The organism is Psychrobacter pygoscelis (assembly GCF_004335015.1).
GTDB classification, from domain to species: Bacteria; Pseudomonadota; Gammaproteobacteria; order Pseudomonadales; family Moraxellaceae; genus Psychrobacter; species Psychrobacter pygoscelis.
This window is the reverse complement of sequence record NZ_RQRU01000002.1, coordinates 506,802-522,661: the sequence shown is the minus strand read 5'-3', so window position 1 is coordinate 522,661 and position 15,860 is coordinate 506,802. Positions and strand designations below refer to the sequence as shown.

Sequence of the window (15,860 nt, the reverse complement as noted above, 5' to 3'; positions counted from 1 at the left end):
AAAGTAATCGCCAGTCAAATGACTTAAGGCGATTTTTTTGTGTCTGTGTTTTTCTAAAGTCGTCAAATACCCCTGTGACGCTATTCATTGCGGTACAATAGCATCATCTTTTTTATCTTGCCCTAATCATGTCAAAAATTTCTTCAAAGTCTTCAATTAAAGCCATGTCTAAGAAGGCAGCGGCCTCAAGCAGCTCGGAGCAGCCCATTATCGCCAAGCCAGGGGTACGTGTCGTCGCGATTGTCTATGATGGTATGCTGATATTAGCGTTACTATTTCTAGTTGGTACTGTACTGACTGTGCTAGGTACTATGCTCACGATGGAGACGGGCACTACGTCTGATCAAGCGCGTTCATTACCCAGTTGGTATCAAAATTTGGTATTAACGCCTGCCTTTATTCTAACTTTGATTGGCTTTTACGGTATATTCTGGCGCCGCGGTGGTCAGACCCTAGGTATGCAGACATGGCGACTCAAGACGGTCAGTGCTACGGGTCATTATCTGACATGGATTCAGGCGATTAAGCGTATCTTGGCGGCGTGTATTGTGCCCGTGTTATGCGGAGTGATTGGCTGGTTGATCCACGGAACGAGAGCAGCGATCTTAGCCAGTGCAATTTTTGGCTTAATATTTAATTATGTATTTTGCCTATTTAATCGCCGTGGTCTGGCCGTTCATGACATGCTTTCAGATACCTTTACCCTAAAAGTGCCTAAAGTGCAGCATGAAGGGCTATGGCAGTCCTTTAAAAACCGTAAATCTAAGTCATAACGCTAGGACAACTTTTCAACTAGTTCGAGCAGCTCACAACCTGTCAGTGTCTTTAGCGCCGATGGGGAGTGGGCTACCATATGTGCTGTGAAATTCACTGAAGATTATAGTGTTTTTAATTTAGAGTCAGTGGCCAATTAAAAGCAGCCGGTAATCAATCAATAAGGGCTATTGAATTTCTTTAAATAAGAATAACTTGCAACACTCACACTCTCATACAAATTCGCTAGTAAACGTCGACACTGATGAGGCTACAACTCGGTATAGTAGGGCTTTACAAGATAAGATTAAACTTGAATTATTTGGAGCAGTAGCTTATGAGCGATCAAATTAGCGTTGATTTAGACAAAGACATTTTTGCCGCCTTAATAGAGCAGCATGAAGTTCAGCGTAAGTGGTGTGACCAGCTAGAGAGTGAAAGTGACTTTAGTAAGCGTAAAGCTATATTTAAACGCTTAAAGCTTGAGCTAAGTGCTCATGAGACTGCAGAAGAGCGTCATCTGTACATTCCAGTAATGCAGCACGATGAGGGGTTAGATTTATCTCGTCATGCCATTACTGAGCATCACGAGATTGACGAGATGATTGAGACTATGGAAGATGGGCGTATCAGCCAAGAGACATGGGAGACGACCTGTGCGGATCTGATTGAGAAGGTTCGTCACCATCTGCGCGAAGAAGAGAATGAATTTTTTAAGCAAGCGCGAAAGATATTAGATGATGATCTACAGCAGCGCTTAGGCGCTCTTTATCAGGTCGAGCATGACGAGTATGAAAAAAGACATGCAGCAGACTAGATAACGGCTAATACTCAGTCGTGTATCGCACACTAGGGCTATTGCTGAGCTTCTCTACGACTTTTGATGCGTGGATAGCCCTTTACTCATAAAGAAGCCGCTTATTAATAGTAAGCGGCTTCTTTATGGTGATTGCTTAATTTAGCGTTTTAATTAACGTTAGCCGACGCTCATACAACCCGCCATGATAGCTAACAGCGCAGCGTACTAAATTTACATTCTAGGCAAAGTAACGTGACCAGCAAAATCTTAATTACATCTGATATCCGCCAGCCAACTCGGCAAGCGACATTTAAACCCAGATGAAAGCTAAGCTTTAAGCGACTTGAACAGGAATGATATTCGCCGTGTCTTTAACCGCATTATTCTCATCGCAATAGACAAGTTTCGGTAAATGCTGGTCGGCCTCGGCCTCATCCATCTGCGCATAAGCACAGATGATCACGATGTCGCCTAGGTCGGCCATATGGGCAGCAGCGCCATTTAAGGAGATAATACCAGAGCCGGCTTCTGCGCGGATAACGTAAGTACGAAAGCGCTTACCATTGGTGACATTATAGATATCGATAGATTCGTTTTCACGAAGGCCAGCCAAATCGAGCAAATCACTATCGATGCCACATGAGCCTTCGTAGTGGAGGTCAGCATGGGTCACACGAGCGCGGTGTAATTTGCATTTAAGCAGAGTGAGTAACATAAGCGATTCCTCGATGGTGAACGCAATAATAAAGTAAAATTTAAGCTGTCATAAAAGATATGACAGATTGCTGCTAGACCGACCTTCAGCTACGATGAAACAATAGGTCTAAACATGTAAAGATGTCATGGTATATAGGGGTAGAGAATATACTTTTAAAGGGAGTAGGGTATCGCGTTCAGATTAACGGATTAAAATCCTCTACGCAAAGCCAGTAAACCTTATATCTGTAGCGAAGCTGAGCACTAATCGGATAGTTTAAAGCTATTGATGTGCTGCCTTGCCTTCTCAATATCGCCGCTGACTAACAGCTGCGCCGCATCGACGGCGGCGTCTAACGCTGCCTCGATAGCAATTTGCTCATCCATGCTAGGCTTGGATAACACATGAGCACTGACTTTAGACTTGTGACCGGGATGACCAATGCCAATTCGCAAGCGATGGAAGTCACTGCCAAGGTGTGGGGTAATGTCGCGAAGGCCATTATGACCGCCATGACCACCTGCTGTCTTTAGTTTAATACTGCCAGCAGGAATGTCTAGCTCGTCGTGTGCAATCAGAATCTCAGCATTATCTATGCCATAAAAATTGACCATCGGCACCACAGACTGCCCTGATTTATTCATAAAGGTGGTAGGCAGTAACAAACGGACATCCTGACCATAAATTTGGCCACGGCCCGTAACGCCATGGAACTTTTTTTCAGCTGCTAAGGTGATGCCAAAATCTTCTGCCAGACGAGCCACAAACCAAAACCCTGCATTGTGCCGAGTCTGGACATATTGCTGACCTGGGTTGCCCAGTCCGACGATAAGCTTAAGAGGGGTCATATGATTCTCACTGTAGCGGAGGTTTTAGATGACGGCATATACCAGCGGTTATCGTCATCCCTATTAAGGTGAGACGCACTGAAGATAACCTTGGGACTGTTTCAGTGATAGTTAGGCTCTGATTAGAATTGTTCTAGAGTATTCAATACCATACAAAAAATACTAATCAGAGCCAAATTATAGATAAAAATAAAGGCATATAAAATGCCTTTATTTTTGAAATTATCGGGATGTAATGTTCGTTAATTATTAAATAAGCTCCGGCTTATTCTTCGCTATCGTCGCCATCATTGTCGTCAGCGCCTTCGCCACCTTGCTCAGTAGCTGGTACTTCATCAGCATCAACGTTGTCTTCGGTGTCTTCGTCCACTTCTTCAACAGTTGGTGGCTGCATGTTGACGATGGTACGGTCAGTACCGTCTTCAAGCTCAAGCTCATAGATAACCACGCCTTCAGGCAGGTTAAGATCTGATAAGTGGTAAGAGTCACCGATTGACATGCCAGACACATCGATTTCGAGGTATTCTGGAAGCTGTGCTGGTAAGCAGATGATCTCGATATCTGATACCAAGGTAGAAAGAACACCACCTTCTTTAGTACCTGGAGCATCTTCACGACCTGTGAAATGTACAGGAACGTTCATATGAATCTTCTGACCTTTAACAATGCGTTGGAAGTCAGCATGCATTGGGAAGCCTTTAGCTGGATGACGCTGAAGGTCTTTGATAACGGCTTGATGCTCTTCACCATCGACATTAATCGTCAAGATGTTTGAGAAGAACGCTTCGTTTTCAAGCAGTTTTACGATTTCATTCATACGAATAGAAAACGCGGTTGGCTCTTCATTACCGCCATAGATGATGGCTGGTACTAGGTTTTGCTTACGCAGGCGGCGGCTCGCACCTTTGCCCTGCTGTTCTTCTGAACGGGCGATACCCTGAACAGTGTATAGAATGTTACTCATAAGAGTATCCTTAATAATTGATGAGTGATGCTGCAATAGCACGCTTGCGACCAACGTGGCTATATAGACATCGATAATCCTGATATTTTTGGCATAAAAGGAGAGGGCGTATTATACGCCTATCAAGCCGTAAAATCCAGTCTGACGTTACAACTAAAAAACCGCCAATCTTAAAGAGGCGGTTTTGTATAGTCGAGATATCTGATTAGGGCTTACTGACTGATATATTCAAACATCGCACTGATAGACTCTTCATTGTTGATTCGGCGCAAGCTCTCTGCGAGCATCGGCGCTATGGTCACCTGACGAATCTTGCCACAAGCTTTGGCAGCAGGGGTCAATGGAATGGTATCGGTGACGACAATCTCATCAATGGCAGAATCAGTAATATTTTTAAGCGCATTGCCAGATAATACAGGGTGAGTGATGTAACCTAAGACGCGGCGTGCGCCATTGTCTTTTAGGGCTTGAGCAGCTTTACAAAGTGTACCTGCAGTATCGACCATATCGTCAACGATGACGCAGTCACGATCACGGACATCACCGATGATGTGCATAACTTGCGATTCATTAGCACGGGCGCGGCGCTTGTCGATAATTGCCAAATCGGTATCGCCAAGCTGTTTTGCCATCGCACGGGCACGGACGACACCGCCAACATCAGGCGAGACCACCATAAGGTTGTCATAACCTTGCTGCTGCAAGTCCTTTAATAAGACCGGCGTGCCATAAATGTTATCAACTGGAATATCAAAGAAGCCTTGGATCTGGTCTGAGTGCAAGTCTACGGTCATAACGCGGTCAATGCTGACAATATTTAGCATATCGGCGACGACTTTGGCAGAGATGGGAACACGAGCTGAACGCGGGCGGCGATCTTGACGGGCATAACCAAAGTAAGGCATTACCGCAGTGATACGACCAGCGCTCGATCGACGTAGAGCATCGGCCATAACCATGATTTCCATCAGGTTATCATTGGTCGGAGCACAGGTAGGCTGCAAGATAAAGACATCTTTACCACGGACGTGTTCTTTGATTTCGACGGCAATCTCGCCATCTGAGAAGCGAGTGACGTCAGCTTTACCAAGGGGGATGTGCAGGTGATCGGCTACGGTTTTTGCTAATTCGGGATGGGCGTTTCCCGTAAAAATTGCCAAATAAGGCATGACTGAAGTCCTATCAATTGACTCAAGCAGCGACCACTAAGCAGTGACAAACTGCTCAAAATAAGAAAAGAGTAATGTATAAGGTGAGGTTAATAAATTAGGCTGTGCCATAAAAATGGCAGGGGTAGCTGGACTCGAACCAACGGATGTCAGGATCAAAACCTGATGCCTTACCAACTTGGCTATACCCCTGTAACTAGAGAACCTATTTTTCTACCGTCATCTATTAACTTTTAGAATCAGGTGGAATCTTCCACAGTATTATCAGCTTATATTGTCTATAAGGATGGACAATGCGGCGTTCGTTGCGAACTATACCGAAATACTGACTGTGTTGTCAATTGACGATGGGTAAGTACGGCTTAAAATATTATAATACTAAGCTTTTAAGCCCTAATAATGTCAATACTTGACACTTTACCGCATCAACGCCTTGAGGGCGTAAAATATGGCAGGGGTAGCTGGACTCGAACCAACGGATGTCAGGATCAAAACCTGATGCCTTACCAACTTGGCTATACCCCTTTATGGGCGACCTATTATAAGCTAAAAAATAGTATTTGCAAGCGTTTTATGCAGATTAACATCAATTAAGGAGATTTTTAGCCAATTCGTTGAATAAGTCTAAGATAATAGTCGGCTAAGAGTACTGTCAGTTTTTGACTGAGGTATGGATTATTCTGTCTAGTGCTAATTACTTGACTACTTGATGAGCATGATTTGACGACCATGACTTAGTCACTATGATAAGACTGCTATCTTTGGCTATGAGCTGGCATATAAATTATTTACGATACAAGCTATCTACGATGATAGCGGGGCAAGGGGCGTTTACAATCCACTGTTGAAATGGCTGATGCTGTGGATAATCTGCCTTCTTTACATGGTCATCAAGGTCTAGATTGGAGGCGTGGCAAGCTGGGGTGCTAGCAAGACTGCTGTCAAATAAGTCATTTGGAAGAGGCAATAAAACTGTGCTGCCAGAGCCGGTCATTCTGGCGCGGATACTTTGTGATGGCAGATTGGCTAAGGTAGTTAGCTCAGTGGCCAGCTGCTCTAGGTAGATAAGCGCCTCATCTACCGCACGTGATAGCTCACGAACGACAGGCTCGAAGACATTATGATAAGGTGGCAGGAGCTGATAAAGGTAAGCGCACTGCTCTTGAATAATGTTAGCTGCTGTTAAAGGTGGACAGTTACGCTGTAATTTTGGATGAGCGAATAGCTCAGCAGTGCTGATATGCGCCTTGGGCATTAATAGCAGATAGCGCTGCGCGGGTAAGTCGACTGGTGTTAAGCGCTCGCCAATGCCTTCACCAATAGCGTCTTGATGCAAAATAAATATTGGCACGTCTGCGCCAATACTAGCGCCAATCTCCAGCAGTTGCTGTTGAGACAGACCAAGCTGCCATAAGCTATTTAGAGCGATAAGAGTCGCTGCTGCATTGGAGGAGCCGCCGCCCAGTCCAGCCCCCATAGGGATAACTTTCTCCACGGCAATCTCAATCTTAGCGAGGGTCTCAGATCTTTGCTCTATATCTCCGAAGCGGCTCACATAACTGAGTAACGCCGCAGCAGCTCTTACGATGAGGTTATCCGCAGGATTGTGCGTGATACTATCAGCACCAATCAGCTGAACAAGACCGCTAGCTGTGATGTGCTGAGCCAACTTACTTTGCAAGCTGTCGCCTTGAGAGCCGCCATTTCGAGAAGTGCTGTCTTGAGCGCGGCTAGAGACGCTGTAGCTGCTTAGGTCTATAGCCAATAATTCACGGCACCAAAAGCGCAGCGTATCTCCCCAGTTCAATAGCCTAAATACGGTCTGAAGCTCGTGATAGCCATCTGCTCTTTTTTCCGTAATATGGAGAAACAGATTAATTTTAGCCGGTGAAAACTGAGTAAGGGTCGGCGGCTCGGACGGATATATAGGCAATGAAGCAGTCATAATTAACCTGTTTTTACTGCAAAAGATGACATCTTTATTGTGGTTGCGGCGTTTGGTGAATAATAGTCATCACGACTTTGTGACCTTGATCATGACGAGCCAAGATTTTACTTGGCAAGGTTTTATCGCCGTCGTAACTAAAGCTTGCAGTCCAGTCGCCATTGATAGCGGCAACCAAACGTCCTGAGTTGTCCACTTGATGCCCAGTGTCTGTCGGAGTTGGATGCCCCGATATCCAATAAGGCAGCTGGGAGATGGGCACTTGCCAGCCTGTGGCTTTTTGTAGCAGCTCGTCAGGGCTATTGGCGCTGAGAGTACCTGTCTTCTCACTCACCAAAGTGGCGGTCTGACCATCATAACTAATATTGGTCTTACCCAGACCCAGCGCGCCCATAAGCTCTATAACAAAGCGCTCGTTCTCTTGCCCCCAAGCATAGAAGGCACTACCTGCTTGCGCCGCTTGCTGCTCAGTCGCAGCGGTGGTAATACCGATTTTGCCACTAATCATAAAGCTATCGAGCTTAGCTGGGGTTAATACGTTGGCACTAGGGGCAGGGGCTGTGGTAGAGGGTAGCGGCTGAGTCTTTGTGTGCATAGACTGGCAACCTGAGGCAGTGACTAGTGCAGCGCTCAACGCTACGAATGCTAAAGTCCTTAAAGCCTGAGCATAACGATTGTTAGCGGTGTCGATAAAAGTAGGCTGTAAAAGAGAAGATTGGCGCATATTAGATCCTTAATAAAAGGGTGAAACGATTTAAATATTGTTGTGTTACTACCGGCTAGTACAGCTGGATGCTATCGTCAATATTTTGCTGACCAAAAGCAAACCGATGCTGTAAGTCCTCAAGCAGTATTGCGACCTCTTGTTCGTTACCTAGACCCTGATAGGCACGCAGTAGTAACACCCCCGAGCGTAGGGTGGGTAGCACTTGATAAGGCGTGCGTAGGTAGTCAATAACTTTAGCGTATTGCTTATTAGTAAGGGCGCTACTGGCCAAAAGATTTAAGGCGTCAAGATGGTGCTCTCGGTTATATCTTGGGTCGTCATAAGGTATGTCGATGATAGCGCCAGTCAGTGCTAAGCCCTGTTCGGAGTTGGGGTCATTGGTCAATAGCAGCTCGGCATAGCTAAGCTGGTAAGTCAGGTCTTCGGGATCTAGAGACAATAAGTGCTTTAATAAAGTTCGCTTCACAATAAAGTCATCTTGATTGTCTAATAACTGCGCCCGAGCAAATAATAGTGCTTCATTATCTGGATAGCGTTGACTGGCTCTCGTTAATAGCTCAAGGGCTTTTTCCACAGAACCCTGCTGACGCAAGATATCTGCTTGCATGATATAGCTATCGGGGGCAAATACTTCAAACTGCTTACGTAGCTTGCGCAAGGTAGCAATAGCGGCATCGACATTATTATCAATTAGCTCAAATGCCACAACTTTTTTGCGCGCAGACAGTACCAGATCTTCTTGCATGACCGCATTAAAGTAATCTTTGGCAGTGTTAAACCGGTGCTGACGCTCGGCGCTAATGCCTAGATAGTAGTAGGCTTGATCCAGATATTGTGGATTACTGGCAAGGGTGTTAAGCAATTGGTTGGCTTGCTGGTACTCCTCGATATCTAAGCTCACTAGGGCAGCCAAAAGGGCAATCTCGGCATCGTATTTAAAGCGTTTATGCGCCTCTAAGAGCAACTGCCATGCCGATCTGCTTTGCTCATTCTCTAGCCGATAGCGAATCTCGTATAGATACAAGCCTTTACGATTAGGCAGGCGCAAGCGCGCTTGCTCAATATAAGCCAATACCTCATCTGGGCTAACCAGCTTGCGCAGAATATCGGCTTTTAAGGTAATCACCGGTACATTGTTGGCTTGTAGCTTTAGCGCTTGATCGACGTGCAAAAGGGCGGCCTTAGGCTCGTTGAACTTTAGCAGCAGCCCTGCTTTTAGCACAGATAACGAGGCATTATGGGCGCTGTCTAGAGGCTGAAGGGTCGCTAATAGATCGCGTTGGTCTTGCTCTTTTATGGGGTAAATGCCGATAAGTATTTCACTTAAATCTGCCCGAGGGTCATAGCGTAAGATTCGGTTAAGTGTCTCACCTGCTAACTCGTAATCGTGGGCTTTTAAAGCCAAATGCGCCACATAGAACCAAGCAGGCACATGATCGGGGTGCAGCTGTTGCCAATCAGTGGCAAACTGAAGCGAGCTTTGCGTATCATCAAAGCTTAGAGACAGTGCCAACGCCCGCTCAAAGACAGGTGTGGCATCCTGTCTAAACGCTTGCTGCTTATATATCTGAATGCCACGCTCTATCTCACCGCGATCAATGGCAAATTCAGCGTCGAGGAGGGCGTATAAGCTTGGCTCCTTGGCAGTGTTGACTGGTGTGACAAAAGAGGAGGCATGGCGTTGATGGTTAATAGGTTGTTTTTTTTTGGTGTTATATTCCAGCCCTTGACTGGATATCGGCTGACGATCATAGATGAGGCTATCAGTTTCAGTTTCAGTTTCAGTTTCAGTTTCGGTAGCAGGCGCTAAGCTTTCAGCGTCCGTCGTAGTTACCTGCTCAGTACCGGCATTAGTATCGGTACTTTTAGTATTAATTTGCTTGTTATCACTGTTTTCTATGCTGTCAGCGTCTGTACCATCTTCTTCTATAGTATCTCCATCTGTACCGTCGTCATCACTATTATCAGTAGCTTGGTTGCTACTGTTATCACTTTGATATGAAGGGATTAATACCCGAAGCAGTGGATCGAAAATATTGGCCTGAGCGGGCAAGCTGGAGCACAAAAATGCCGCCAACAACAAGGCACGCTTACTTTGTCGCCAGATAGGCAGAAAAAGATTAATGTAGGCAGACAGTGTGGAGTAAGTCACAAGCGTACAGCCGCGATTACGATATAGACACTTAAATCTTAAAAAAAGCATAGGCGCGGTAGGTTCCAAAAAATGTAGCGAAAATCAAAACTCACTGTCCATATCCTTATAGTAGGAAGAGATAACAGGATTGGCAATGCTCATATAAATAGGCTCTAGAATGGCTGTAATAGCCAGTAGTTATCTAAAATGGGGTTGCCAATTTGTTGTTATCTTGAGCTATATAGATATAAGTTGTATAGCCTTGTGTTTTTTGTAGAATACCTATAAGCGTCTCTATAAACGGTGACGGTGTCTAATGCCCTTATCATAATGGGCTGCAATAATAGTGGGCTTAACGGCTTTTGACGGTGCATGACGATATTGATAGCTTCGCTACCACGAACGCTTGCTTGATTGAGAAGAACAGCTTATCGACTCGACTTCTCGCTATTTATTTCATTGCATTATAAAAGTTGTGGTTCAGCCGATACAATAGTACTCATGTTACCAAGCTTACTGCTGGGATTAAAGATAGCAAATCCATCAGAACGGCTCAGTAACCATACGATATTATTAGCGAGTTAAATAAACGCAGTAACAGTGATATAATGAGCCGTTTTAAATACTGATTAAACCTAGCTTTCAGTTTCGCAATTGTAGTACTGCGCTGCCCTTGTCAGGGTAATAAATGGCTGCGTTTGCGCTTATACGTTTGTCGCTAGCACTATGTAAAGCGATTAAGTTTGGGTTATCACCTATTTAAAAATTATCACTTTGCCTATCCGTGTTATTTTTATGGTTAATTCGTAATGAGATTAGTGGTCATCGGGGTCAATCACAAAACCGCGCCTGTCGCTATGCGTGAGCGCTTGGCGTTTGTGGGGGATGACCTAACGACCGCCATTGGTGAGTTAACGTCTTTTACGGAAGGTGGGGTTATCGTCTCCACCTGCAATAGAACTGAGATTTACGCTTTATTGCCCAAACAGGCCGTTACCCGTCAATCTTCAGCGACTAGTGTCTCAAGTAGCTTATCTGTAAGTCCAGATATTGACGCCAGACCTCTTATTCAATCGCCCAGTACTGCCCTAGATGAGGGCGATACCATTAGTGATCAGTGCTATATTGAGCGCATTGTTAATTGGCTAGCAAGCTATAAGCGTATCGCTTCGGCGCAAATTCAGCCCTACCTTTATAGCCATCTAGATGCTCACGCTCTGACGCATTGGCTACGTGTGGCGTCAGGCTTGGATTCTATGATTTTAGGGGAGCCGCAGATACTTGGGCAGATCAAGCAGGCTGTGAGTCTGGCTCAAGAGCAAGGCCATATGAGCACACGGTTTAGCTGGATTATTGATCAGGTCTTTGCTGCGGCCAAGCGCGTTCGTAATGAGACGCAAGTCGGCTCTCAGGCAGTGTCATTAGGGTTTGCCGCTGCCAAGCTCGTTACCCAAATCTTTGATGATCCTGCTGAGCGTACGCTATTGCTGGTGGCTGCAGGTGAGATGAATCGTCTGGTGGCGACGCATATTGCTGGGCTAGGTATTGGTCGAATTATTATCTGTAATCGTAGCGCACCGCGGGCAGAGGCATTAGCTGAGGAGCTGCGCCAACCTGGACGCGAGGTACTCGTCTATAGCTTGCAAGATCTGCCGGCGCTGCTACCACAAGCTGATATTGTGAGTAGCTGTAGCGGGAGTATGGATACCTTAATCGATAGAGAGATGATCAGAGCGGCATTAAAGAAACGCCGCTATCAGCCGATGCTGATGGTCGATCTGGCCGTACCTCGCGATATTGACGCCACCATTAGCCGCCTAGATGATGTCTATCTGTATTCAATAGATGATCTACAACATGTCATTGCGGGTAATATCGAGCAGCGACGTCAGGCTGCTGTTGATGCTGAGCTGCTGGTCAGTCACTTGGTGGTCGAGATTGAACGGCGTTTCCAAGTTCGTCAAGTGGGTAATGACATTCAGCAATATCGTAATCAGGCCAGCAATCATGCTGAGCAAATTTTAGCGGAGTCCCTTAGAGCGCTTAAGCAAGGCCAACAGCCTGCCGAGGTGATTATGACGGAGCTGACTCGCAAGTTGACGCAGACGCTCACTCATCCGCCCTCTAAGCTGATGCGTAAGGCTGCTCGTGAAGGTGATGCCGATCTATTAAACTTCGTCGTAGCTAGCTTGGACGATGCCTATCGTCGTCAATCCTAGCCTTCGCGCGCATATTAGCACTGGTATCGTGGGTTGCGGCTATGTCGCCAGCTGTAGTCTATATAGCTTCTAATAAGTAATTGCTAATAAAATCGCTATATGCCTATTCTGTGCCGTTGGTATTTATTATTGCCACTTGCTTGATATTTGTATTTCTCTGTTATTATAGCCAATATTGTTTTTTATCTTCATGCAGTAATCTATTTATTAAAGTGAAAAGGAGCTTCTTATGACCGCTTTGCTAACCGATATTGACCCTGACGGCTTATTAGAATATTCAGTGGTTTATACCGACCGTGCCTTAAACCATATGTCTAAGGTATTTCAGCAGGTTATGAACGATCTATCGAGCAATCTAAAGTCCGTTTACAACGCTGAAGCCGTCGTTATTGTTCCTGGTTCAGGGACGTCAGCAATGGAAGCGGTTGCCCGTCAATTGGCGCAAGGTGAAGAGTGTCTTATTATTCGTAATGGTTGGTTTAGCTACCGCTGGACGCAGATCTTAGAAAAAGGCAATATCGCTAAGAGCGCTACTGTCTTAACTGCCGACCGCGTTCATGAGGACAGTAGTGTGGAGGGTGATGCCCAGCCTGAGCCATTCGCTCCGGTTGAGATTGACAAGGCCGTCGCTGAAATCAAAGCGCAAAAGCCTGCCGTGGTCTTTGCGCCGCACGTTGAGACCGCTTCTGGTATGATTCTACCGGATGAATACATCAAGGCTTTAGCGGAAGCTACGCATAGTGTTGGTGGTCTATTGGTCATCGACTGTATCGCCTCTGGCTGCATTTGGTTAGATATGAAAGACTTGGGTATTGATGTCATTATTAGCGCTCCGCAAAAAGGCTGGAGCAGCACCCCGTGTGCCGGTCTTGCGATGTTGAGCGAAGCTGCCGTAGCCAAAGTTGAGGCAACAGAGTCTGATAGCTTTAGCCTAGACTTGAAGCAGTGGCTCACCATCATGCGTGCCTTTGAAAATGGCGGTCATGCTTATCATGCGACTATGCCAACCGACGGTCTGCGTCAGTTCCGTGATGTGCTGCTTGAGGCCAAAGAGTTTGGCTTTGAGAATCTAAAAGGCGCTCAGTGGGAGCTTGGCAATCGTATCCGTGATTTATTAGAAGACAATGGCATTCAAAGTGTCGCGGCTGAAGGCTATCAGGCCCCGGGTGTCGTCGTGGTCTATACCGACCGTGATGATATGCATAAAGGTAGCGCCTTTGCCGAAGCGGGCATGCAAATTGCTGCTGGCGTACCACTAAAATGCGGTGAGCCTGATAGCTTTAAGACTTTCCGACTAGGGCTATTTGGTATCGATAAGCTAAAAGATATCGATGGTGCGGTTAGCCGCTTTGAAGAGATATTTACTAAGGTAAATGCTCAGTAGGCTAAGTAGGCTGCACCTGTTTTGATTGGTAGCGCTATGTAGGCTAAGGTTTTAGTGCAACTAGCAAACAGGCAAACAGACCCATAAAAACGCTCACTTGATTAAGTGGGCGTTTTTTGTTGTAAGAGAATCCATCCCCAGCCCTTCCTTTGGGAAAAAAAGGGGCGATTTCGCAGGAATACTAGCGGTAGCTAAAACATTATAAGATGGGACTTAGCCCATGCTGTTGCCGAGGGATGAGGCACGGCCATAGCCATTAAAGAACGCCTACTGTTGAGCCGCATATCAGTAAATCCTCTTTAAAGGATTTACTCTTGCAAACCTAACAAAGCAGTGCTTTGTTTTAACGGTTCTCATCACTGTCTAAAAAGCCCCGATATTAAGGCTATCAGGGCTTTTATTTTTGTTTTAACGCTTAGGTTGGCTCAAGTATTGAGACAGAAAAATCCACTGCGATCTCAGACCTCTTTGCCAATGAATTACCCTTAATGCGTTACTTTTGGTTCTTCGTGCGCCATCGATTTGGCCGCTTGGCGCAGCTCAAACTTTTGTACCTTACCGGTACTGGTCTTTGGTATCTCGGCAAAGATGATGTGTTTAGGGACTTTGAATCCGGCCAAGTGCTGACGGCAGTGCTCAATCACTGTGCTACGCTCAAGGGTATGACCTTCGCTGATTTCGATAAAGGCGATGGGTACTTCACCCCATTTATCGTGCGGGGCAGCGACCACAGCACAGCTAACGATTTCTGGCAATTTGTACAAGGCATTTTCTACCTCGATACTTGAGATATTCTCGCCACCTGAGATGATGATGTCTTTGAGACGGTCCATAATCTTGATATAGCCATCAGGATATTTGACCCCTAAGTCTCCGGTACGGAACCAACCGTCTTTAAAGGCGGCATCGGTGGCCTTACGGCTCTTAAGATAGCCTTTCATCACCATATTACCCTTGAGTGCCAGCTCGCCCACTTCTTTACCATCGGCTGCTACAGGCTCAGAGCTACCCTCCTTAAACACCTCAAAACCTGCCATGAGATGCGAGGGTAGGCCTTGACGAGACTTTTTGCTGGCGCGCTCGGAGACCTCTAAGTCGTCCCACTCCTCATGCTCGACACAAAGCGTCACCGGACCATAGACTTCGGTTAGTCCGTACACATGGGTAATGTGAAAGCCCATGGCCTCCATATTCTCAAGCATGGTCTCAGACGGCGGCGCGCCTGCGACCCAGCCTTTGACCTCATGATGGATAATGTCTTTTAGCGACTGATCGCCACTGGCGATGAGGCTGTGCACCACAGGAGCCGCGCAGTAATGGGTGACATGATAGATGCCAATTAATTTTAGTATCAGCTCAGCATTGATCTGGCGCAAGCAGACATTGACGCCGGCACGCTCAGCGATGGTCCAAGGGAAGCACCAACCGTTGCAGTGGAATAGCGGCAGCGTCCATAGGTATACAGGGTGCTTAGGTATATCCCAATCAAGGATATTGGACACGGCGTTGAGCGCTGCGCCGCGGTGGTGATAGACCACGCCTTTGGGTGCGCCTGTCGTGCCAGAAGTGTAATTAAGAGCGATGGCGTCCCACTCATCTTCTGGTTTTTCCCAATTGTCTAAATCGTCACTGCTGGCGATCACTTCCTCGTAGCTCAGCTGTCCAAACGGCGCTGTACTCACAGCGGCATCGGTGGCATGAATCAAGATAAGGTCAGGAAAGGTCTCTTCGATAATCTCAACGTGATGGGCGAATTCGCTGTCGAGGATCAGGGCTTTGGCTTCAGAATGCTGCAAGCAGAAGGTCAATGCATTAATATCGAGTCGGGTGTTGAGGGTACAGAGTACCCCTCCGGACATAGAAATACCAAAGGCTGACTCTACCATAGGCGGCGTATTGGGTAGCATGACAGCGACGGTGTCGTTCTTATTGATCCCGAGCTTTTTGAGACCGTCGGCAAGCTTACGGCAGCGAGTGAAGGTCTCGCCCCACGTCTGCGTCAGCTCATTGTGCTGAAGGTCGTCATAGATAATGGCAACTTTATCAGGGTAAGCCAGCGCTGAGCGCTCGATGAAGTCGATAGGGGTGAGAGGCTGATGGTTGGCAGCATTTTTGCCAAGACCTGTATGAAAGTCGGTCATATTGATATTCCTTTATCACAGTTGGTGTCCGTCCATTAGTAGCAGAATGACACTTTTTCTAAACTATTTCAGTAAAAATT

12 protein-coding genes and 2 tRNA genes are annotated in these 15,860 nt (G+C 46.3%); 4 read left to right on the top strand and 10 right to left on the bottom strand.

Annotated features, from left to right (window positions below; genetic code table 11):
* Positions 1-128: 128 nt before the first annotated feature.
* Positions 129-773 carry an RDD family protein gene (locus EGV92_RS06915; RefSeq protein ID WP_131668488.1) on the top strand — a complete coding sequence of 215 codons (645 nt, stop codon included), beginning with the start codon at positions 129-131 and terminating at the stop codon, positions 771-773.
* A 317-nt stretch (positions 774-1,090) separates the two neighbouring features.
* The gene (locus tag EGV92_RS06910; protein WP_207401750.1) at positions 1,091-1,570 is read left to right on the top strand and encodes a hemerythrin domain-containing protein; all 480 of its coding nucleotides are present in this window, start codon (positions 1,091-1,093) and stop codon (positions 1,568-1,570) included.
* Positions 1,571-1,886: 316 nt separating this feature from the next.
* Here EGV92_RS06910 and panD read toward each other — a convergent pair whose 3' ends face one another.
* The 9 genes from panD to EGV92_RS06865 form a co-directional block, all read right to left on the bottom strand.
* On the bottom strand, positions 1,887-2,267 hold the full coding sequence (gene panD, locus EGV92_RS06905; protein ID WP_131668487.1) for an aspartate 1-decarboxylase: 381 nt from the start codon (positions 2,265-2,267) through the stop codon (positions 1,887-1,889).
* Between the two features lie 245 nt (positions 2,268-2,512).
* Positions 2,513-3,097, bottom strand: coding sequence for an aminoacyl-tRNA hydrolase (gene pth, locus EGV92_RS06900; RefSeq protein ID WP_131668486.1), 585 nt, complete (start codon positions 3,095-3,097; stop codon positions 2,513-2,515).
* A 265-nt stretch (positions 3,098-3,362) separates the two neighbouring features.
* Entirely contained in the window at positions 3,363-4,061 is a 699-nt protein-coding gene (locus EGV92_RS06895; protein ID WP_131668485.1) for a 50S ribosomal protein L25/general stress protein Ctc, read from the bottom strand.
* A 212-nt stretch (positions 4,062-4,273) separates the two neighbouring features.
* Positions 4,274-5,230, bottom strand: coding sequence for a ribose-phosphate pyrophosphokinase (locus EGV92_RS06890; RefSeq protein ID WP_131668484.1), 957 nt, complete (start codon positions 5,228-5,230; stop codon positions 4,274-4,276).
* Positions 5,231-5,346: 116 nt separating this feature from the next.
* Positions 5,347-5,422 (bottom strand) — tRNA-Gln (locus EGV92_RS06885).
* Between the two features lie 257 nt (positions 5,423-5,679).
* Positions 5,680-5,755 (bottom strand) — tRNA-Gln (locus EGV92_RS06880).
* Between the two features lie 259 nt (positions 5,756-6,014).
* Positions 6,015-7,175, bottom strand: coding sequence for a 4-(cytidine 5'-diphospho)-2-C-methyl-D-erythritol kinase (ispE, locus tag EGV92_RS06875; protein ID WP_131668483.1), 1,161 nt, complete (start codon positions 7,173-7,175; stop codon positions 6,015-6,017).
* Between the two features lie 34 nt (positions 7,176-7,209).
* A complete protein-coding gene (gene lolB / locus EGV92_RS06870) occupies positions 7,210-7,899 on the bottom strand; it encodes a lipoprotein insertase outer membrane protein LolB (protein ID WP_131668482.1) in 690 nt (229 codons plus the stop codon).
* A 55-nt stretch (positions 7,900-7,954) separates the two neighbouring features.
* Entirely contained in the window at positions 7,955-10,054 is a 2,100-nt protein-coding gene (locus EGV92_RS06865; protein ID WP_131668481.1) for a tetratricopeptide repeat protein, read from the bottom strand.
* A gap of 791 nt (positions 10,055-10,845) precedes the next feature.
* Here EGV92_RS06865 and hemA point away from each other — a divergent pair.
* Both hemA and EGV92_RS06855 read left to right on the top strand, forming a co-directional pair.
* Positions 10,846-12,255 (top strand): glutamyl-tRNA reductase, encoded by a 1,410-nt coding sequence (hemA, locus tag EGV92_RS06860; protein ID WP_131668480.1) that lies wholly within the window; start codon positions 10,846-10,848, stop codon positions 12,253-12,255.
* 229 nt (positions 12,256-12,484) lie between these two features.
* Entirely contained in the window at positions 12,485-13,639 is a 1,155-nt protein-coding gene (locus EGV92_RS06855) for an aminotransferase class V-fold PLP-dependent enzyme (protein ID WP_131668479.1), read from the top strand.
* Between the two features lie 485 nt (positions 13,640-14,124).
* On the opposite strand, the gene EGV92_RS06850 is transcribed toward EGV92_RS06855, so the two are convergent.
* Positions 14,125-15,780: an AMP-binding protein gene (locus EGV92_RS06850; RefSeq protein ID WP_131668478.1), complete on the bottom strand. Its 1,656-nt coding sequence runs from the start codon at positions 15,778-15,780 to the stop codon at positions 14,125-14,127.
* Positions 15,781-15,860: the final 80 nt, after the last annotated feature.